Source organism: Bradyrhizobium sp. SZCCHNS3002, assembly GCF_032377435.1.
Classification (GTDB): Bacteria; Pseudomonadota; Alphaproteobacteria; order Rhizobiales; family Xanthobacteraceae; genus Bradyrhizobium.
Genome location: NZ_JAUHHY010000010.1, coordinates 199,485 through 217,605, shown reverse-complemented (window position 1 = coordinate 217,605; position 18,121 = coordinate 199,485). Strand labels below are relative to the sequence as shown.

33 protein-coding genes are annotated in these 18,121 nt (G+C 64.8%); 24 read left to right on the top strand and 9 right to left on the bottom strand.

The genetic code is table 11. The features are described 5' to 3' along the window. Positions 1-26: 26 nt before the first annotated feature. Together QW845_RS22340 and QW845_RS22335 are read right to left on the bottom strand one after the other, a co-directional pair. Positions 27-881 (bottom strand): sulfurtransferase, encoded by an 855-nt coding sequence (locus QW845_RS22340; protein WP_315803689.1) that lies wholly within the window; start codon positions 879-881, stop codon positions 27-29. A 59-nt stretch (positions 882-940) separates the two neighbouring features. Beyond that, on the bottom strand, positions 941-1,399 hold the full coding sequence (locus QW845_RS22335; RefSeq protein WP_315803688.1) for a hypothetical protein: 459 nt from the start codon (positions 1,397-1,399) through the stop codon (positions 941-943). A 198-nt stretch (positions 1,400-1,597) separates the two neighbouring features. Between QW845_RS22335 and QW845_RS22330 the strand changes: the two genes are divergently transcribed. Further along, positions 1,598-2,017: a Rieske (2Fe-2S) protein gene (locus QW845_RS22330; protein ID WP_315803687.1), complete on the top strand. Its 420-nt coding sequence runs from the start codon at positions 1,598-1,600 to the stop codon at positions 2,015-2,017. A 62-nt stretch (positions 2,018-2,079) separates the two neighbouring features. Here the strand turns inward: QW845_RS22330 and QW845_RS22325 are convergent, their stop codons facing one another. Next, positions 2,080-2,688 (bottom strand): hypothetical protein, encoded by a 609-nt coding sequence (locus tag QW845_RS22325; RefSeq protein WP_315803686.1) that lies wholly within the window; start codon positions 2,686-2,688, stop codon positions 2,080-2,082. 324 nt (positions 2,689-3,012) lie between these two features. On the opposite strand from QW845_RS22325, the gene QW845_RS22320 reads away from it, so the two are divergent. The 20 genes from QW845_RS22320 to QW845_RS22225 all read left to right on the top strand — a co-directional run bounded on the left by QW845_RS22320 (position 3,013) and on the right by QW845_RS22225 (position 13,726). After that, the gene (locus QW845_RS22320) at positions 3,013-3,333 is read left to right on the top strand and encodes a HesB/IscA family protein (protein ID WP_257170758.1); all 321 of its coding nucleotides are present in this window, start codon (positions 3,013-3,015) and stop codon (positions 3,331-3,333) included. 38 nt (positions 3,334-3,371) lie between these two features. After that, positions 3,372-3,662 (top strand): NifU family protein, encoded by a 291-nt coding sequence (locus QW845_RS22315; protein ID WP_315713137.1) that lies wholly within the window; start codon positions 3,372-3,374, stop codon positions 3,660-3,662. A 9-nt stretch (positions 3,663-3,671) separates the two neighbouring features. After that, positions 3,672-4,886 (top strand): cysteine desulfurase NifS, encoded by a 1,215-nt coding sequence (gene nifS, locus QW845_RS22310; RefSeq protein WP_315803685.1) that lies wholly within the window; start codon positions 3,672-3,674, stop codon positions 4,884-4,886. Continuing rightward, positions 4,883-5,104, top strand: coding sequence for a putative nitrogen fixation protein NifT (nifT, locus tag QW845_RS22305; RefSeq protein ID WP_315713133.1), 222 nt, complete (start codon positions 4,883-4,885; stop codon positions 5,102-5,104). Before nifS ends, nifT begins: the two co-directional genes overlap by 4 nt. Beyond that, a complete protein-coding gene (locus tag QW845_RS22300) occupies positions 5,104-5,970 on the top strand; it encodes an SIR2 family protein (RefSeq protein ID WP_315803684.1) in 867 nt (288 codons plus the stop codon). Before nifT ends, QW845_RS22300 begins: the two co-directional genes overlap by 1 nt. Positions 5,971-6,233: 263 nt before the next feature. Further along, positions 6,234-7,796, top strand: a complete 1,563-nt coding sequence (gene nifB, locus QW845_RS22295) for a nitrogenase cofactor biosynthesis protein NifB (RefSeq protein ID WP_315803683.1) — start codon at positions 6,234-6,236, stop codon at positions 7,794-7,796. 55 nt (positions 7,797-7,851) lie between these two features. Then, the gene (locus tag QW845_RS22290; RefSeq protein WP_006609676.1) at positions 7,852-8,076 is read left to right on the top strand and encodes a YfhL family 4Fe-4S dicluster ferredoxin; all 225 of its coding nucleotides are present in this window, start codon (positions 7,852-7,854) and stop codon (positions 8,074-8,076) included. 11 nt (positions 8,077-8,087) lie between these two features. Further along, positions 8,088-8,417, top strand: coding sequence for an iron-sulfur cluster assembly accessory protein (locus tag QW845_RS22285; protein ID WP_315803682.1), 330 nt, complete (start codon positions 8,088-8,090; stop codon positions 8,415-8,417). 11 nt (positions 8,418-8,428) lie between these two features. Next, complete coding sequence (locus QW845_RS22280; protein WP_315803681.1) at positions 8,429-8,962, top strand: hypothetical protein; 534 nt, start codon at positions 8,429-8,431, stop codon at positions 8,960-8,962. Further along, positions 8,955-9,728: a 4Fe4S-binding leucine-rich repeat protein gene (locus tag QW845_RS22275; RefSeq protein WP_315803680.1), complete on the top strand. Its 774-nt coding sequence runs from the start codon at positions 8,955-8,957 to the stop codon at positions 9,726-9,728. Before QW845_RS22280 ends, QW845_RS22275 begins: the two co-directional genes overlap by 8 nt. Beyond that, the gene (locus QW845_RS22270) at positions 9,725-10,048 is read left to right on the top strand and encodes a nitrogen fixation protein NifZ (protein WP_315803679.1); all 324 of its coding nucleotides are present in this window, start codon (positions 9,725-9,727) and stop codon (positions 10,046-10,048) included. Before QW845_RS22275 ends, QW845_RS22270 begins: the two co-directional genes overlap by 4 nt. Then, complete coding sequence (locus QW845_RS22265) at positions 10,045-10,284, top strand: nitrogen fixation protein NifZ (protein ID WP_315803678.1); 240 nt, start codon at positions 10,045-10,047, stop codon at positions 10,282-10,284. Before QW845_RS22270 ends, QW845_RS22265 begins: the two co-directional genes overlap by 4 nt. Before the next feature lie 14 nt (positions 10,285-10,298). After that, entirely contained in the window at positions 10,299-10,655 is a 357-nt protein-coding gene (locus QW845_RS22260; protein ID WP_315803677.1) for a DUF3024 domain-containing protein, read from the top strand. 17 nt (positions 10,656-10,672) lie between these two features. Next, positions 10,673-10,933 carry a hypothetical protein gene (locus QW845_RS22255; RefSeq protein ID WP_315803676.1) on the top strand — a complete coding sequence of 87 codons (261 nt, stop codon included), beginning with the start codon at positions 10,673-10,675 and terminating at the stop codon, positions 10,931-10,933. Positions 10,934-10,935: 2 nt separating this feature from the next. Beyond that, positions 10,936-12,150, top strand: a complete 1,215-nt coding sequence (locus QW845_RS22250; protein WP_315803675.1) for a DegT/DnrJ/EryC1/StrS family aminotransferase — start codon at positions 10,936-10,938, stop codon at positions 12,148-12,150. A gap of 36 nt (positions 12,151-12,186) precedes the next feature. Beyond that, positions 12,187-12,495 carry a 2Fe-2S iron-sulfur cluster-binding protein gene (locus QW845_RS22245; protein WP_315713113.1) on the top strand — a complete coding sequence of 103 codons (309 nt, stop codon included), beginning with the start codon at positions 12,187-12,189 and terminating at the stop codon, positions 12,493-12,495. Between the two features lie 12 nt (positions 12,496-12,507). Then, the gene (locus QW845_RS22240) at positions 12,508-12,720 is read left to right on the top strand and encodes a hypothetical protein (RefSeq protein ID WP_315803674.1); all 213 of its coding nucleotides are present in this window, start codon (positions 12,508-12,510) and stop codon (positions 12,718-12,720) included. Between the two features lie 34 nt (positions 12,721-12,754). Beyond that, positions 12,755-13,072: a DUF6156 family protein gene (locus QW845_RS22235; RefSeq protein WP_315803673.1), complete on the top strand. Its 318-nt coding sequence runs from the start codon at positions 12,755-12,757 to the stop codon at positions 13,070-13,072. Positions 13,073-13,084: 12 nt separating this feature from the next. After that, complete coding sequence (locus QW845_RS22230) at positions 13,085-13,252, top strand: hypothetical protein (protein WP_315803672.1); 168 nt, start codon at positions 13,085-13,087, stop codon at positions 13,250-13,252. 15 nt (positions 13,253-13,267) lie between these two features. Further along, positions 13,268-13,726 carry a group II truncated hemoglobin gene (locus QW845_RS22225; protein WP_315803671.1) on the top strand — a complete coding sequence of 153 codons (459 nt, stop codon included), beginning with the start codon at positions 13,268-13,270 and terminating at the stop codon, positions 13,724-13,726. Between the two features lie 261 nt (positions 13,727-13,987). Here the strand turns inward: QW845_RS22225 and QW845_RS22220 are convergent, their stop codons facing one another. From QW845_RS22220 to QW845_RS22205, 4 genes are all read right to left on the bottom strand, one after another. Then, on the bottom strand, positions 13,988-14,230 hold the full coding sequence (locus tag QW845_RS22220) for a hypothetical protein (protein ID WP_315803670.1): 243 nt from the start codon (positions 14,228-14,230) through the stop codon (positions 13,988-13,990). 26 nt (positions 14,231-14,256) lie between these two features. Next, positions 14,257-15,015, bottom strand: coding sequence for a dienelactone hydrolase family protein (locus tag QW845_RS22215; RefSeq protein WP_315803669.1), 759 nt, complete (start codon positions 15,013-15,015; stop codon positions 14,257-14,259). 36 nt (positions 15,016-15,051) lie between these two features. Next, on the bottom strand, positions 15,052-15,414 hold the full coding sequence (locus tag QW845_RS22210; RefSeq protein ID WP_315803800.1) for an iron-sulfur cluster assembly protein: 363 nt from the start codon (positions 15,412-15,414) through the stop codon (positions 15,052-15,054). Positions 15,415-15,507: 93 nt separating this feature from the next. Beyond that, complete coding sequence (locus QW845_RS22205; RefSeq protein WP_315803668.1) at positions 15,508-15,999, bottom strand: hypothetical protein; 492 nt, start codon at positions 15,997-15,999, stop codon at positions 15,508-15,510. A gap of 272 nt (positions 16,000-16,271) precedes the next feature. Between QW845_RS22205 and QW845_RS22200 the strand changes: the two genes are divergently transcribed. The 3 genes from QW845_RS22200 to QW845_RS22190 are packed head-to-tail and all read left to right on the top strand — an operon-like array spanning position 16,272 to position 17,242. Next, positions 16,272-16,505: a BolA/IbaG family iron-sulfur metabolism protein gene (locus tag QW845_RS22200; protein ID WP_006609694.1), complete on the top strand. Its 234-nt coding sequence runs from the start codon at positions 16,272-16,274 to the stop codon at positions 16,503-16,505. Positions 16,506-16,553: 48 nt separating this feature from the next. Then, positions 16,554-16,883, top strand: a complete 330-nt coding sequence (gene grxD / locus QW845_RS22195; protein WP_315803667.1) for a Grx4 family monothiol glutaredoxin — start codon at positions 16,554-16,556, stop codon at positions 16,881-16,883. Further along, on the top strand, positions 16,880-17,242 hold the full coding sequence (locus tag QW845_RS22190) for a (2Fe-2S) ferredoxin domain-containing protein (protein WP_315803666.1): 363 nt from the start codon (positions 16,880-16,882) through the stop codon (positions 17,240-17,242). Before grxD ends, QW845_RS22190 begins: the two co-directional genes overlap by 4 nt. 18 nt (positions 17,243-17,260) lie before the next feature. Here the strand turns inward: QW845_RS22190 and QW845_RS22185 are convergent, their stop codons facing one another. Further along, positions 17,261-17,788, bottom strand: coding sequence for an ArsC/Spx/MgsR family protein (locus QW845_RS22185; RefSeq protein WP_409997947.1), 528 nt, complete (start codon positions 17,786-17,788; stop codon positions 17,261-17,263). After that, positions 17,682-18,113 (bottom strand): response regulator transcription factor, encoded by a 432-nt coding sequence (locus QW845_RS22180; protein ID WP_315741025.1) that lies wholly within the window; start codon positions 18,111-18,113, stop codon positions 17,682-17,684. Before QW845_RS22180 ends, QW845_RS22185 begins: the two co-directional genes overlap by 107 nt. Between the last annotated feature and the right edge of the window lie 8 nt (positions 18,114-18,121).

The window sequence follows — 18,121 nt, the reverse complement described above, 5'->3', positions numbered from 1 at the left end:
GTGCTCCCGCCATCCAAGTCGCTTTGTCACGCCGCCGCCGGCGTGTCGTCGAGCTGGCTCCATTCCGCCCAGGCGCCGTCGTGGACGGCCGCGTTCGGAACACCGAGGCGATAGAGCGCCAGCGCCAGCATGCAAGACGTGATGCCCGAGGCGCAGGTGGTGACGATCGGCTTCGCCAGATCGACGCCAGCGGCGGCGAAGCGGGCGCCGAGCGCATCAGAGGCCAGCAGTTCGCCGGTGTCGGGGTCGACCAGATCCGCCCAGGGCAGATTGACGGCGCCGGGAATGTGGCCCTGGCGCTTGAACGTGAACACGTCCGCCTGGGTGCCGTCGAACTTGCCCGGCCCACGGGCGTCGACCAACTGCGCGCCGCCACTGTGCAGCAAGCTCTGTACGGCGTCCGAGGTTGCCACAAGCTCCGGCCTGAAGCTCGCGCTGAAGCTCGCCGGCACGGGGCGCACAGGCGTCATCTCCGCCGGCTTCTTCTCCTTGGTCCATTTGCCGAAGCCGCCGTCGAGCAGGGCGACGTTGTCGTGGCCGAAGGCGCGGAACATCCACCACACACGGCCCGCGGCCGAGCCGCCATAGTGACGGTCATAGACGATGACCCGGTCGGCATTGCTGATGCCGAGCAGCCCGACCTTGTGGGCGAAATCCTCCGATGACGGCAGCATGTGCGGCAGCGGGCTCGACTTGTCGGCGATCTGGTCGATGTCGAAATGCACCGAGCCCGGCAGGTGCCGGCCGCGATATTGCGTACGGCCGTCCAGGTTGGTGCTCGGATGGTGCCAGGTGCAGTCGAGGATCTTGATAGCAGGGTCGGACAGATGTTGTGCCAGCCATTCCGAGCTGACCAGGGCGTCAGAGGTGTCCGTGTTCATGGATGCGCTCGCGATGTCGTTCCAACAGAGATGCCGATCCGATGATTGCACGTGGCGCGTCAGAGCGTCTTCGGCATCGGATAGCCCGGGCGCGGATGCGTGTCGTAGTATTCCGGACGCTCCGGCCAGCCGCCTTCGGCGATGATCTTGAAGGTCGCGACCGTGACCGGCGCGCCGGGCGAGCATGATATTTCGGTGAACTTGATCTCGCGCTCGCCTGGGCCGGCGGAGAAATCGGCGACAGTGGTGCCGTCCGCCTTGCGCGCCCGCGCGAAGCCAGGCGTGCCGACGGTGGCCGCCGGTACCGATGCCGCAACGAAGTTCGGCTGCTCGAGGCCGTCCGCCGCGGGGCCGAAGGCGGGCGAGCCGAACGTGAAGGTTGCGAGCACGCCGCTGCGGTCGACGGCCTTGTCTGCAGTGATCGGGCGTGCCACTGAGTAGACCGTCAGCGTGCCGCCAGCCAGCGCCGCCTTGATGTCGTCGAGCGAGCTCTCGACGAATTCCAGTGCCACGTTCATGTCGATCTCCTTACAAAGCCGCGTTTGCAGGAGAAATTTTCAAGTTCTGTGCCAGTCTCCCGCAGCGGCGAAGAAGGCGAGGCGAACAGGCGGAGTTGCGCGAATCTTGCAACGTGGTCCTTCAGCGAGCCGACCGCCGCTCTCGCTGGGCCGAGAGCGGCAATGTCGGACATGCGCCAGACATCGATGAGGCCTGACATGACGACCGACGTCGCCTACGCCATCTGCAGCTTCAACGACATTCCGAGCCGCCGCGCCATGGGCTTTCAGCTCATGATCGTGGCCGAGGACGGCAGCCATCGTCCGTGGCCGATCTTCGTCATCCGCTGGGGCAAGCAGGTGTTCGGCTATCTGAACATGTGCCCGCACGACAAGGTCAATCTCGACTGGGAACGCAACCAGTTCCTGGACGGCAACGGCCTGCGCATCCTGTGCGGCAAGCACGGCTCGCTGTTCGAGATCGGCACCGGACTCTGCGTCGACGGCCCGTGCAAGGGCGAGAGCCTGACGCCGGTCGCGCTGAGTGTCCTCGACGGCGACATCTGCGTGACCGGCGTGACCCTGGTCGAGGATGACGAGGAGGCTGAAGAGACGGGTCTTCAGTGTGAAGAAGGCTGAGCTCTCACACGAAGTCCCGGCGCGAGCGCCGGGACTTCAGCTTGCGCGTGAAGGAACGAGAGTCAGACCGGCCGGTTCTCGTTACGGTTCTTCACCGGCTCCATCTTGGCCAGCGCATCTGCATAGGCGATGACTTCATAGCTCTCGCTGAACTTCTTGGCGGCATCGAGCACGTAGTCGAGCTTGCCGGCGGTATCGAGCTTCTTGATGTCGTTCTTGTCGATTCCGAGGAGATCCATCATCTCCTTCCAGACGGTGGATTCGTCGCAGGGCAGCACATAGAACGTGACGTCGCCCATCTTGATGCGGTACTTCGCCAGCAGATCGATGTTGTTGCAGAACATGAAGTAGCTGCCGTCCGGCGTCAGCAGGCCCTTGAGCACCTCGACCGCGGTCTCCAGATAAGCCAGCGAGTGGATGTAGCCGACGAGCACCGGAATCGTCGCCTCGCCGTCGTTGACGATCGTCAGCACCTGCTCGATCGAGAAGTCCGGCGGGCGCTTCTCGTCCGCAACCTGGGTCTGGAATTTCAGCGCGATGTCGCCGCGGAAGCCGAACCGCCCCGGCTTGGTGGTCGGCGCCTTGAGTACGGCGTTCAACAGCCGTCCTTCCTTGTCGAGCTGCGCGAGCGCGGTGGTCTCGATTGCAACCGTCTTCTCCAATGTCGTCATCAGCAATTCTCTCGCATGTCCTGGTCAGCCGTTCGCCGCACGGCGCGGTCGAAAAGGGCTGGAATGCAAATTGTCTGCCGATGTGTGCTGCGCCTTGATTCACTTGGTCTTTCGCCCGCGACCTCCGGCATTGTCGGGTTTCCGCCGCGACATTCCTTCGGCACGTCCGTGGCCCGGCGTCGGTCATCCGTGTCGGAAACCCGACACGCGTCGGAAACGCCACAGCGACGGCATGAAAACATGAGGTCTTTCAGGCGATTGTTGCATGGCACGGGACTTGCCAATCCCATTCGCAACAGCCGAATGGGAAAGGGCGAGACGATGATGATCAACCTGACCGACAGCGCCATCAATGCGGTTCGCAACGCGATCACGACCTCCGACAAGCCGGTCGACGGCCTCAGGATCATGGTCGAAGCCGGCGGCTGCGCCGGGCTCAAGTACAACATGGGTCTCGTCAGCGGCAGCGAGCCGGAGGACACCGTGATCGAGCGCGAGGGCGTGCGCGTGCTCGTCGATCACAAGAGCCTCGAATATCTCGAGGGCACGACGATCGATTTCGTCATCGCGCTGGAGGGGTCCGGCTTCACCTTCGAGAATCCGAACGCGAAGTCGAGCTGCGGCTGCGGCAAGTCGTTCGCCTGATCTTTCGCTCGATCATTCAAAACGCGAGAAGTGAAACCATGCTGGTCGAATCCCAGGGCATCGTCGAAGCGCCGTCGCAGATGAGCGAGCGCGAGCGGATCATCCGGGCCGTGATCGAGGAGGTCCGTCCGAATCTCAAGCGCGACGGCGGCGATTGCGAACTCGTCGAGATCGACGGCAACAAGATCATGGTCAAGCTCGCCGGCGCCTGTATTTTCTGCAAGCTCGCCAGCGCGACGCTCGAAGGCATCCAGGCGCGCATGATCGAAAAGCTCGGCGAGTTCGTTCGCCTCGTTCCGGTGGCCGGCGCAGCCAAGGCGCGGCATTAAGGAGCGGTCTTGCGCCCGGTCTATCTCGACAACAACGCGACGACCCGCGCGGATCCCGAGGTCGTCGCCGCGATGTTGCCGTTCTTCACGGACCAGTTCGGCAATGCGTCGTCCTCGCATGCGTTCGGCAGCGAGGTCGCCGGGGCCGTGAGGCAGGCGCGCAAGAGCCTGCAGACGCTGCTCGGCGCCGCTTTCGACCACGAGATCGTCTTCACCTCGGGCGGGACGGAATCCGACAATGCCGCGATCCTGTCGGCGCTCGACGCGCAGGAGGGCCGGAACGAGATCGTCACGACGGCGGTGGAGCATCCCGCGATCCTGTCGCTCGTCGAATACCTCAGGGACAAGCGGGGCGTCGCGGTGCATCTGATCGGCGTCGATGCCGCCGGCCGCCTCGATCTGGAGGCTTACCGGCGCGCGCTCGGGCCGCGCACGGCGATCGCCTCGGTGATGTGGGCAAACAACGAGACCGGCACGCTGTTTCCGGTTTCCGAGCTGGCCAAGCTCGCGCATGAGGCCGGCGCGCTATTCCACACCGACGCCGTGCAGGCGGTCGGCAAGATCGCGATCGATCTGAAGAGCGCCGATATCGACCTGTTGTCGCTGTCGGGCCACAAGCTGCACGGTCCCAAGGGCATCGGTGCGCTGTATGTCAGAAAGGGCACGCCGTTCGTGCCGCTTCTGCGCGGCGGCCCGCAGGAGCGCCGGCGACGTGGCGGCACCGAGAACGTGCCCGCGATCGTCGGGCTCGGCAAGGCGGCCGAGCTCGCTGGCCGACATCTGGCCGATGAGCAGGGCCGGGTGCGCAGTCTGCGCGACCGGCTGGAGCAGGACATCATCCAGAGCGTCGGCCATTGCGCCGTGCTCGGCGATCCGGACCATCGCCTGCCGAACACCTCCAACATCGCCTTCCAGCATCTGGAAGGCGAGCCGATCGTGATGCGCCTGAACCAGGCCGGCATCGCGGCTTCGCTCGGCTCCGCCTGCGCGTCCGGCTCGATGGAGCCGTCGCATGTGCTGCGCGCGATGAACGTTCCGGCCGATCTGCTGCGCGGCGCCGTCCGCTTTTCCTTGTCGCGCGACACGTCGACCGAGGACATCGAGCGCGTGCTGCAGATTCTGCCCGATATCGTCGCCAGGTTGCGCGAGACCTCGCCGGCCTGGCTGCAGCATCATCCTCCGCAATCGGCGGACCCCCTTCGATCCACGGAGCTCACGCAATGAAAGTCATGATCCGCCGCTCGCCGGAAACGGGCCTGTCGATCTACGTCCCCAAAAAGGACCTCGAGGAGCCCATCGTCGAGTCCGAGCACGAGTCCTTGTGGGGCGGCTGGATCCGCATCGCCAATGGCTGGGTGCTGGAATTGCCGCAGATGGCCGCCGACACGCGGCTGCCGATCACGATCAATGCGCGCAAGCGCGGTGGCGAAGGGGACGAGTGATGAACGCGCCGCTTCCTCATATCGACATCGTCAAGCAGGCCGATGCCGAGGCCCTGCTCAAGGACGTTGTCGCCGGACTGAAGGCCGGCAAGGTCGTCCCGTTCCTCGGTCCCGCCGTGTCGGAGCAGTCCGGCGCCGACGTGCCGATGAATCCTGAAGCGCTGGCCGCGTTCTTCGGCACCAAGGTGGCGCTGCCGCGCCGCGCCAAGGGCAATGCGTGGGCTTCAGCCCAGCACATCGAGAGCACGCGCCACCGCTCGACGGTGACGGCGCTGATGGCTGAAGCCTTTGCCGCGCCGGTCGCGCCGACACCGCTGCAGCAGCATCTGGCGTCGCTGCCGCTGCCGATGATCGTCGACAGCTGGTATGACGGCGCCATGCGGACGGCGCTGGCTGGACGTACTGACTGGGGCGAGGTGCAGGGCATCACCCGTGCCGGCATCGGCGAGGACCGCTGGTATCGCTTCTATGACGCCGCGGGCGCCGAGAGCGATCGCGAGAAGGCTGCAAGCTGGACCACGCTGCTCTACAAGCCGCATGGCGGGATCACGCCGGCCAAGAACTTCCTGATCACCGATGCCGACTATGTCGAGGTGCTGACCGACATCGACATCCAGACGCCGATACCCGACACGGTCAAGGACCGGCGCACCGACCGCAGCTTCCTGTTCATCGGCTGCCGCTTCAACGACCAGCTGCTGCGCACCTATGGTCGCCAGGTGATCAAGCGCTCCGGCGCCGAGCATTACGTCCTGGTCGAGCCCGACTCATTGTCGAAGAACGAGCTGAAGTTCTTCATCGCCGAGCGGTTGACGCCGATCGCGATTCCGCTGGTCCGCGCCACCGAGATCATCATCGGCGGCTGAATACAACCAATCGATCGGATCATCGGACAGCGCGGTCGCATGCCGCGCTGTCTTGCTGTTCGGCTTGAGGCCTTGGCCGAGTCTGTAACGTTTCTAACATCCGCGCGATCGCGAGCCTCTCGCATGTTGGCAAGGCGACAGGCGCAATCATTTCACTAACACGTTGATAGTCCGGCGAAATGACCGCTTCCGCAGCGTGGCACGCGAGTTGCTGAACCATCGTCAAGGCGGTTTGCGGCTCGCCAGCAACGTAAGGAGCGGACATGGACGCGTCAGTGCAGCACGAACAGGCGACGATACCGGACGGCGACAAGCTGAGCTCGGTGATGCAGACCATCGCGGAACACAAGGGTTGCGGCACCTCGGGCGGCAGCGGCAAGGCGAGCTGCGGCTCGGGCGCAGGCGAGAACGACCTTCCGCCGGAGATCTGGGAGAAGGTGAAGAACCATCCCTGCTACAGCGAGGAGGCGCATCATCACTACGCGCGCATGCATGTCGCGGTCGCGCCCGCCTGCAACATCCAGTGCAACTACTGCAACCGCAAATATGACTGCGCCAACGAGTCGCGTCCGGGCGTGGTCAGCGAGAAGCTGTCGCCGGAGCAGGCCGCCAAGAAGGTGCTCGCCGTCGCCTCGACCATTCCGCAGATGACCGTGCTCGGGATCGCCGGTCCCGGCGATCCGCTCGCCAATCCGGAGAAGACGTTCAAGACCTTCGAGCTGATCGCCCGGACCGCCCCGGACATCAAGCTCTGCCTGTCGACCAACGGCCTCGCGCTGCCCGACCATGTCGACACCATCGCCGGATTCAACGTCGATCACGTCACGATCACGATCAACATGGTCGACCCTGAAATTGGCGCCAAGATCTATCCCTGGGTGTTCTGGAAGCACAAGCGCTACACCGGCGTCGAGGCGGCCAAGCTGCTCACCGATCGCCAGCTGCAGGGCCTGGAGATGCTTACCGAGCGCGGCATCCTCTGCAAGGTCAACTCGGTGATGATCCCGGGCGTCAACGACAAGCACCTCGTCGAGGTCAACAAGGCGGTGAAATCGCGCGGCGCGTTCCTGCACAACATCATGCCGCTGATCTCGTCGCCGGAGCACGGCACGGTGTTCGGCCTGACCGGCCAGCGCGGCCCGACGGCGCAGGAGCTGAAGGCGCTGCAGGACGAGTGCGAAGGCGAGATGAACATGATGCGGCATTGCCGCCAGTGCCGCGCCGACGCCGTGGGCCTGCTCGGCGAGGATCGCTCGGCCGAGTTCACCACCGACAAGATCATGGCGATGGAGGTGAACTACGACATCGACAGCCGCAAGGCCTATCAGGAGGCGGTGGAGAGCGAGCGCGTCGCCAAGGTCGTGGCGAAGCAGGAAGAGCTCGCCTCGCTCGCCGGCCAGTCGAGCGACATCAAGCTCTTGATCGCGGTCGCGACCAAGGGCTCGGGCCTGATCAACGAGCATTTCGGTCACGCCAAGGAGTTCCAGGTCTACGAGCTCTCCACGGCCGGTGCCAAGTTCGTTGGTCACCGCCGCGTCGACCTGTACTGCCAGGGCGGCTATGGCGACGAGGACAGCCTGGAGACCGTCATCCGCGCCATCAACGACTGCCATGCGGTGTTCGTGGCCAAGATCGGCGGCTGCCCGAAGAGCGACCTGCAGGCGGCGGGCATCGAGCCGGTCGACCAGTTCGCGCACGAGTTCATCGAGAAGTCCGCGATCGCCTGGTTCAAGAGCTATCTCGACAAGGTGAACAGCGGCGAGATCCAGCACGTCGTGCGCGGCGACGCCGAGATTCGCCAGGGCGCCCTGATCTCGGCGGCGTGACATCAGACCCCGGCGGCGCGATCCCGCCGCCGGGTCCCTTCGACAGGAGCCTTTGATGACCTTGAAGATCATTGCCTCGCAGTGCACGAGCTGCTCGGCCTGCGAACCCGAATGTCCGAACGTGGCGATCTCGGAGAAGAACGGCACCTTCGTGATCGATCCGAAGAAGTGCACCGAGTGCATCGGCCATTTCGACGAGCCGCAATGCGCGGCGGTCTGCCCGGTCGACAACACCTGCGTGATCGACAATTCGTTCCCGCGCTACCAGCCGCCGGCTTGAGGGAGACCGAGATGAACTTCACGCTCACGCCGGCCGCGCAGAAATTCATGCGCATGATGCTGCGGGCCGACGGCACTGCGGGTTCCGGCTTCCGGCTCGCCGTCTCTCCCGGCGGCTGCTCCGGGCTCGCCGCCGACATCAGCGTCCTCGCCGCACCCCAGCCCGGCGATGCGGTGGTCGAGCGAGACGGCGTCAGGCTGTTCCTGCCGGCAGAGAGCCGGCTGCTGCTGGACGGCGTCACCATCGACTTCGCGGATACCGCGACGCAGACCGGCCTCGTGTTTCACGATCCGAAACAGGTCTCGTGCTCGACCCATGCCTTGAAGGCGCTGGAGCACTAGGACAGCTCGCCATGCCCACCGATGCCCGGCCCAGCTCTCAGACTGCCATCGAGGACGCGCTGCTCGCCGACGCGCTGCTCGGCGGCGGCCTGCCGGAGGAAGCCGAGTATCATCTGTGGCAGGCGGGCCAGAGCTATCATCTCGACGAGGTTGCGGAGACGCATCTGAAGGAGGCGGACGCGCTAGCGCCTGGGCATGCGGCGGTCCTGATCGGCTTCTACCGCTTCTATTTCTACAAGGGACGGCTCGCTGACGCGCTGCGGATCGCCAAGCGGTGCCTCGCCAAGGCGGCCGTCGAAAACCGCTTGCCACCGCACTGGCGCGACGTTCGCGCCGGTCATGCCGAGTTCGGCAGCTATGACAACATGCTGCCGCGCTTCTTCATGTTCACCTTGAAGGGATACGCCTATTTGCAGATGCGCCTCGGCAATCTCGTCGAGGGACGGCTTGCGGTGCAGAAGCTGCTCGAGCTCGATCCCAGCGACAAGATCGGCGCACGCGTCCTGCTCGAGGTGGTCGACCGGGTGGAGCTCGACGATGAATGACGACATCGACGAGGCCATCGACTGGCAGGGCAACGAGATCAGTTGCGCGGGCTGCGAACACGCGCCGCTCAACGCATCCGGCGGATGTCGCCTTCGGCACGCCTGCGTGCACGATCGCTACGCCCGTCGCATCGACCGCTTCTTCAATTGGAATCCGGCGCTCGCCAACGGCTACGTCAAGCATCCGCACTTCGAGGTTCGTGCGATCGCGGCGAAGCATGCCAGCCCGTTCTTTCTGCCGCCGCTGCTCGATGATCCCGAGGAGACGGTGCGCTGGAACGCCGCGCGGCGGCTGCCGAAGCGGCTGGTGCTGCGGCTGCGCCATGATCCGCATCGCGAGGTCCGCATTCGGATCGCGACCGTGCTCGATCCGGAAGACCTGATGCCGATGATGATGGACGACGACTATTACGTCCGCCTCGTCGTGGCGCGCCGCATCGTGCCGTCTGTGCTCGGCCGCATGATGGGGGACCCGGAGGCCGAGGTCCGCCGCGTCGTCGCGCGGCGCATCCCGAGCGACTGGCTGCTCGGCATGATCAGCGACCCCGATCCACGGGTACGGCTCGAGATCGCCGAGCGCCTCGTGCCTGATCTTCTCACCGCGATGCGCAAGGACGCCGATTGGCGTGTGCGTCACGAGGTTGCGAGCCGGATCGCGCTCAGTGAGCTCGCCGAGTTGGCGCGCGACGAGGATCCGCTGGTGCAGGAGATGGCGCGCGGCCGGCTCGACAATCGTTCCGGAGCTGCGATGGAGAAACCGGCATGAGCAACATCGTTCGTGACAGCGAGGTCGTGGAGCTGTCCGCGCCGCCGTATTTCGCGTTCGGCGAGAAGGTCAAGGCCAAGCGTACGATCCGCAACGACGGCACCTATGCAGGCAAGGAGATCGGCGAGATCCTCGCGAAGAAGGGCGAGGTCGGCTACGTCGTCTCGATCGGAACCTTCCTGCAGCAGTTCTACATCTACGGCGTCGAGTTTCTCGAGAGCGGAAACCGCGTCGGCATGAAGCGCAAGGAGCTCGAATCCACCGTTCCCCGCGGGGAGGCCGAGGACGAGCTGCCGCTGCCGGGAGCAACCAGATCATGATCGAGCCACGTCTGCCTAGATATCAATGGGGTCAACGCGTGAAGGCGCTGATCGATCTCGTCAACGACGGTTCGTTCCCGAACGCGCCGGCCGAGGCGAAGCTCGTCGGTGTCGGCGACTTGGGCGAGATCGTCCAGGTCGGCACTCACACCGAGGCGAACATGCCGATCTATCTCGTCGAGTTCGGCGAGCAGCTCGTCGTGGGCTGTCTCGAAGAGGAGATCGTCCCGGTCTAGGGAGATGTTCTGCCATGATCGCAGCCGCGCTCGAGCCCAGCGTCGTCCTGCCTGCGCATCCCAACGAACTGGATCGCAAGCGGATCGAACGCGCGCTGAAGTCGCGCAAGCGCTATCGCTACGTCGAGCCGACGGTGTCGCCGGCGACTGAGGGCTATCACGTCCAGAGTCCGTGCTGCTCGCGCAACATCGACAAGGACGGCGGGGTGATCGACGTCGCGCTGCTGCGTCATGACGCCGCGAACGCAATGTGGAAGCTGTTCTGGAGAGATCACGGTCGGGGGATTTGGGAGCTGCACAGCGTGCATCGGCGGTTGACCGCGGCGGTTGACGAACTGAACGCCGATCCCGAGCGGATATTCTGGCAGTAGCAAAGAGGACGGGTGGCATGGCGCTTGCCGAGCAGGAACTGAATGAGATCGAGCAGGTCCTCACCGGACCAGATGCCGGCAGCGCGGCGTTCGGCGAACTGCGCCGTCGGTTTCCCAAGCTGGCGCTGACGCGGTGTGATGCCTCCGACGTGACAGAGGCGCCGTTCCGCAGCTATCCGGCGTTCGATCTGCATCTGCTCGACGCCAGCGAACATTGCGCTGGGGTCACCGACGATCCGGCGAAGGCCACCGGCCTGATCCTCGCCCGGCGGAGCTGATCATGATCAATCCCGTTCTGGTGCACGATGCGGATCGACAGGAGCAGGACGAGACCGAACTTACGCCGGTTGGCTCCGACTTCATCCCGCTGTCCGATCCCGACATCACGACGGCGGAGATCGCGGCGGTCGAGGCGACGCTTCGCTCGCCGCGGCTGTCCTGCGGTCCGCTGGTGGAGGAGTTCGAGGCAACGTTCGCCGCCTATCTCGGGCGCAAATATGCCATCGCCGTCCCGAGCGGAACGCTCGGTCTGCTGCTGATTCTGAAGGCGATGGGGATCGGGCCCGGCGACGAGGTGATCGCGTCGTCGTATTCGTTCCGCGAGATCGCGCATGCGATCAGCATCGCCGGCGCCAAGCCGGTGTTTGCCGATATCGACTACTATTCGGGCACGCTGGCCCCGAGCAAGATCGAGGCGCGCATCACGGAGCGCACCAAGGCGATCCTGGCCGGCAACACCAACGGCCACCCGGCCAAATGGTCTGAGCTGCAGGCGATCGCGAAAGCCCACGAACTGCCTGTCATCGAGGATTCGACCGAGGCTATCGGCTCGAGATACAAGGGGGCGCTGGTCGGCACATTCGGTACGGCCGCGGTGTTCGACTTCTCGCAGCCCTTCGCGCTGACCTGCGGCGAGGGCGGCATGGTCGTCACCGACGACGTCGACATCGCGGTGGCCGTGCGTCGGCACCGGTCGCACCGGCTCGACGAGCGCGCATCGGTCGTGGTCAGCAGCAGCGCGTCGCACCAGGCCGTGATGAGCGACGTGACCGCCGCGCTCGGGCTGGCGCAACTGAGGCGGATCGACGAGATCCTCGAGCGGCGCAAGCTGATCGAGCAGATCTATTACAGCGAGGTGCAGTCGTTCGAGGGCATCAAGGATCCCTATGTCGGTCCAGATGTCACCGAGGTGAACTGGTTCCTCTACCAGGTCCATCTCGGCACCCGGTTCTCGAAGTCGAGCCGGGACTCGATCGTCGAGGATCTCAGGGTCGAGCAGGTCGAGGCGGTGGCCTATTCGAATCCTCTGCATCTGCAGCGACACTATTTCGACATGGGCTATCGCCGTGGCGATTATCTCGTGACGGAGAAGGTGGCCGATCGTGTGGTGGCCCTGCCGTTCCACGTCCATCTCACCACGGACCAGATCGCCTTCATCGTTGCGACGATGAAGGACGCCTCGGTCAATGTCGGGGCGGGCGCCGCGATCTACTGACACCAGTTGAACTCAACCCAGCAAAGGAGACATTCAATGGCAACTCTGACGGTCATGCCCTCCGGCAAGACGATCGAGGTGGGCGAGGGCACCACCATTCTGGCAGCGCTGCTCGGCGCTGAGGTCGAGATCCAGCACAAATGCGAGGGCCAGGCAAAGTGCGGCTCCTGCCACATCTTCCTGCAGGAGGGACGCAAGGGCGTGTCGAAGGTGACGAAGCTCGAGAACGAGAAGCTCGACACCATCGTCGGCGTCGGCTCGAAGTCGCGCCTCGCCTGCCAGGCGACCATCCTTGGCACCGAGAACGTCAAGATCGAGCTGCTCGGCTTCGGTTCAGGCCTGTAAGAGGAGGATACCATGGACAATTTGACGCTGCATGTCCGCTTCGCCAATGACGGCACTGTCGCCGAGATCAGCGAGCGCCCCGGGGACCTGACGCCACAGCAATGGTTCGACAAGTTGAGTGCTGCGATCGGCATGAAGGCCTATCAGACCTTTGCCGGAGGCCGCGGCGTGTTCAAGGTCGACCGTGACCAGATCGAGGCCCTGAAGACCGCAGCCGTCTCGTGACGGCGGCGGTGTGACCTTCGATGCGAGCGGCAGCATGAGCGCGGATGCGGGACAGGCGTGTCGATTCTTCGTCTCGTACACCGGCGTCAAGCTGCCGCTGCGGCTGGTGACTGCGATCGCGCCGGAGCAGCTCTCGAACCGGAACACGTTCATCCGCGGCTATTTCGATGCCGACGGCGTACTGACCGGGTTCGAAAAGATCGTCTATGGCGAGATCGAGCTCACGCACTGCTACAGCTACCATGCCAATGGGGCGCTGAGCCGGGCCGAGATCGTGATGCTCGACGAGGATCCGGTGACGCTGAATTTCGACGAGACCGGCGCGCCTGTGGCCGCGCACGACGCTGCGTGAGCGGGAGGGACCGTGACTGTCGCCAAGCTGATCGAGGCTCTTGCCAGCATGCCGAAGGACGCTATCGTGCTGATGGACAGTGGCGGCGGTTTGTCGCGTGTCGATGCGCTGGAGCTCGTGGACCAGCAGGGCCCGGGGGCGCCGGCTGAGGTCATCCTGCAGCCGAGCTTGGACGAGTAGAGACAGGAACGACCGATGGCGGATGCTGGGACTTCAGAGACCGGGACTTCAGAAGCGGGACCGGTCGTCACGCCCTATGAACGAATTGGCGGCGCCGTCGTGGTCGATCGTCTGGTCGAGTCGTTCTACCACCGGATGGATACTCTGCCCGAGGCGAGGGCCATCCGCGACATGCACGGCACCAATCTTGGGCCGATCAAGCACATCCTGAAGCGATACCTCTCGGAATGGCTCGGCGGCCCGAAGCTGTATTCACCTGAGAAGGGGCATCCGCGGCTGCGTCAGCGCCATATGGGCTTTCCCATCGGCAATGCCGAGCGCGACGCCTGGCTGCTCTGCATGCGCGGCGCGCTCGAGGAGACCGTCAGCGACATCGAGGCCCGCCAGGATGTCGACGCCGCGATGACCAAGCTTGCCGACTGGATGCGCAACCAGGCCGGCAATCCGCACGACGCGCGGGCCGCGCGACCGTGAGCTGAGAGGTAAGCCGCGGTGCTCAAGAATGGGCCCTCTCTCCTTGTGGGAGAGGGCATCGCCGGCCTCTCCACATATTTGGTCGGGTGAGGGGGGCTCTCTGCGAGGTGGCGCCCGGCGAGAGAGACCCCTCACCCAACCGAGTCTGCGGCGCTGTCCTGCATGCCCTCTCCCACAAGGGGAGAGGGCGCTGTATCGCGCAGCGAGCTTGTAGGTGATCCGAAGGTTCTTGTAGTCCATCGGACCACAACTAGTACCCAACTAATACAACGGAACGCCGAAGAAATTCTCGTCGTCGCCGCCCCAGGCGCGGTGCAGCGCCAGCGCGTTCTGCCATTGGACCAGCTCGGTGCCGCTGGCGTTGCGGTGGGTGATCTTGCCGTCCGGATGCTCGGCGAGCAGAAAAGGCTTGCCGTTGCGGATGAAGCGGTTGAGATCCTTGGTGTCGTTGGGGCGCACCACGCAACGTGGCCGCTCGTCGATCAGGATGGTGGTCGGCAGCATCGCGACGCTCTCACTCCATCGGATTCTCAATCGGTCGGCGGTCCCATGTCGTCGTCGGCCTTCTTCTTCTTTTTCTTGTCGGTCTTGGCGAGCGCGTAGGCGCCGGCATTCTTCAGCGTGATCGGCGGCTGGCCGACGACGTATTGCGAGATCCACGCCAGTGTCCGCTCATGTGCCAGCGCGGCTGCAGATTCATCATAGGTCTCGCCGTTGCCGTCGAACGCATGCGCGGCATTCGGATAGGAGAATGCGCTGACCTCGGGATGATAGGCGCGGAACATGGTCACCTCCGCGAACGGCACGACGATGTCGGCCTCGCCGAAATGGAGCAGGGTCGGAATCTTGCGCTTGGCGCCGGCCGCATTGACGACACCTGTCGCGTAGTAGCTCACCGCGCAGGCCACGCCGGAGACGCGGTTGGCCGCGTCATAGGCCAGACCGCCGCCGGCGCCGAAGCCGACTACCGCCACCTTGCCGCAGTCCTTGACGCTGTCGACGGTCGACTGGACTTCGGCGAGCAGCGGCGTTGCCGGATCCGGCACGGACTTGGCCGGCTCGCCCTCCACCGTCGATTCGATCGCCGCAGGAGGTGACAGCTCCGGCGCAATCACGACATATCCGCTGGCCGCAAAGGCATCGGCGATCTTGCGTAGCCTGCCGGCAGCGTCAGCGCCGTCCGGCAGGACGACGATCGCCCCCTTCGGCGCGTCGGTGGGATCGGCACGAAACGCCTGAAAGGTATGGCCGTCGCTGGCGGTCAGCTTGATCGTGCTCTCCGTAGGCATGTGATGCTCCTGCTTCCGTTGCGCGGTTGGCGCGCGTTACAACAAACCCAGCTCCAGCGCGGTCTCTTCGGACATGCGCGACTTGTCCCAGGGCGGCTCGAACACGAGCGTGACTTTCACCGATGCGACGCCGTCGACGGCCTGCACGGCGTCCTCCACCATGCGAACGATCTCGCTCGCGACCGGGCAGCCGGGCGCCGTCAGGGTCATGTCGATCTCGACGGCGCCGCCGCCCTCGTGCGCGATCCGATAGACCAGCCCGAGATCGTAGACGTTCACCGGAATCTCCGGGTCATAGACCGTTCGCAACGCCGCAATCACGCTCTCGGCTGCACTCTGGGAGCCGGTCGCTACGGCGGTCTGCGCCGGGGAAGGAGGGGGCGGGGCGTGCATGGTCATCATGCGTTGGTTCCTCTCATGATCCTGGTTCGCACCGGGGGATGGTCGTTGCAATTCGAGTCATGTTTCGCTTCGCTCGTGCATGGCGTCGCCTCATTCCGGACCGAGCCCCTCGGCCAGCGCGGCGACGACCGGCCATCCGACGGCGCCGGTGGGATCGAGTCGCCGCAGCGCCGCGAGCATTTCGGCTGCACCCTCGGAATCAGTCTTGCGCAGGTGGATGAAGGCGAGGGCCTTCAGCGTGTAGAGCGCGAAGCGGCCGGCGCCGTCCGGCAGCGGATCATGCGGCGTCCAATGCCGCCAATCACGTGGCCAGCCGGCCTGGCGCGCCGCTTCGGCAAGGCCCAGCTCGGCGACCGCCTCTGCCTCGTCGAGATGGCCCTGATAGGTGTGAATCTTATATAGGCAGAAGTAGGTCGGAAGCTGCTGCGGAGCGGCCGCCAGCGCCTGGCGAAACAGCCGATCCGCTTGCGCGTGGTCGCGGCGGTACGCCGCCACGCCCTGTTGCAACAGGGCATCGATCTCTTGCGGCAGATCGCCGAAGTTGATCGTGTCGGGTTCGCTGACGAGTTCGAGCATCTGCATTGACCTCGATCAAATCACTGCAAGACACGGACCGTTTTCGCGCGGGCGCAGCAGTGTCGAAGCCGGCACGAGGCGGGTGGAAGAACGGGCCGATGTTGGATTTTGAACGCCGCTTCCTCGCCGCCCCGCGGCCGATGTCGCAAACACGACGCGACGCTTGCGCGATTTGGCGTGGACACGTCGTCAGATGCCGGCGAGCCGGCGATTGCGGCGCGCAAATGACTGGTTCGGAGCTTGCATGATGCCGTCATCAATCCAGCGGAGCAGCAGCGATGGCGATGGCAGCAACGGATATCGAGCGTCTGATCAAGGAGGCGTTCCCGGATGCCGTTGTCGTGATCGAGGATCTGGCAGGCGATGGCGACCATTATTCGGCGCGCGTCACCTCACAGGCCTTCGCTGGGAAGAGCCGGGTGCAGCAGCATCAGATGGTCTATTCGGCTCTCAAGGGCCAGATGGGCGGCGTGCTGCACGCGCTGGCGCTCGAAACGTCATTGCCGAAGTGATCGTTGCGGCCCGGCTGATCGGTCGCATTCAGGGAAAGGATCCAGTCCATGTCGACATCCGAACGCATTCAGAAGCTGATCGACGGCAGTGATGTCGTGCTGTTCATGAAGGGCGTGCCGGCCGCGCCGCAATGCGGCTTCTCCGCCGCGGTGGCGCAGATCCTGGCCAAGCTCGACGTGGCGTACGAGAGCGTCAACGTGCTCGCCGATCCCTTCATTCGCGAAGGCATCAAGGAGTTCTCCAACTGGCCGACCATTCCACAGCTCTACGTGAAGGGCGAGTTCGTGGGTGGCTGCGACATCGTGCGCGAGATGTTCCAGGCCGGCGAGCTCGCGACACTGCTCGCCGACAAGGGCATCAAGGCGCCTGCGTCATGAGCGATGCCGATGTCGCCGAGGCGGATGACGCGTTCGAGATTCCGCAGCTCTACAAACACCACGCCTTCGTCTGCCTGACGCAGCGCCCGCCCGGACATCCGCGCGGCAGCTGCGGCGCGCTCGGCGTGCAGCCGCTGTGGGACCGGCTGACCAAGACCATCGAGGCGCAGCGGTTGACGGACATCGGCGTCACCGCTGCCGGCTGCTTCGGCTTCTGTAGCGCCGGACCGATGATGGTGGTCTATCCGGACGGCGTCTGGTATCGGCCGACCACCGCTGAGGATATCGACGAGATCGTCGAATCCCACTTCAAGCAGGGCAAGCGTGTCGATCGCCTGGTCATGGTGTTGAAACGCTGACGTGCTGACCGGAGCCGCTCAGCGCGGCTCCGGACAAGGTGTCGACGCCTCCGGACGCGTGCAGCCCTGGACGTTGTCCAGATCGTCGCACTGCCGAAGCAGCGAGATCACGGGTTCACGATCGAAGCCGGCGCAGCACTGGCCGCCGGCTTCGATCAATGGCCGGCGGATCAGCAGCGGATCCTCGAGCATCAGGTCGATGGCCGCGACGGCTTCGATCGTCTCTGGCTCGATCTCTCCTGATTTCACGCGCGGCGAGGCTGGATTGAACCAGGCCCAGACGGGAGTCCCGGCGAAATACGCACGCAGCCGCTCGCCGGTCCAGGGCTCGGTCAAGAGATTCCTGGCGACGACATCGTGGCCGGCGCGCGTCAGCATCAGCTTCTGCCGGGCGTTGGTGCCGCAGCCCGGCTTCTCGTAGAAGACGACGGTCGTCACGTCAGGCGCCGCCGAGCTGGACGAGCTGCGCGCCGCCGGCGCGGCCGAGAATGGTGTCGACCTTCTTGCGCACCGACTCGATCGTGAGCGGCTTGACCACGGCGCCATGCGCGCCGGCCTTGAGACCCTCGATCGCGATCGCCTCGTCCGCCTTGGCGGTCACGATCAGAATCCGCACGCCCTTGAACTTCGCCAGGATCTCGCGGACGAGCTCGGGTCCGCGTTGCTTCAGGAAGGACACCCCGAGCAGCACCACGTTCGGCGCCAACCAGTCGACGCCCTTCTCATACGCCTCCTCCGGAGTCGCCAATTCATGTGTCTCGATCTCGTCGTGCAACATGAACTGCAGGGCCGCGCGCGTGATCTCGTCGTCGTCGATCACGAACACGCGCCGCTGGTCCACGGCCTTGGCCGTCTCCACTCCGATCTGCATTGCATCCT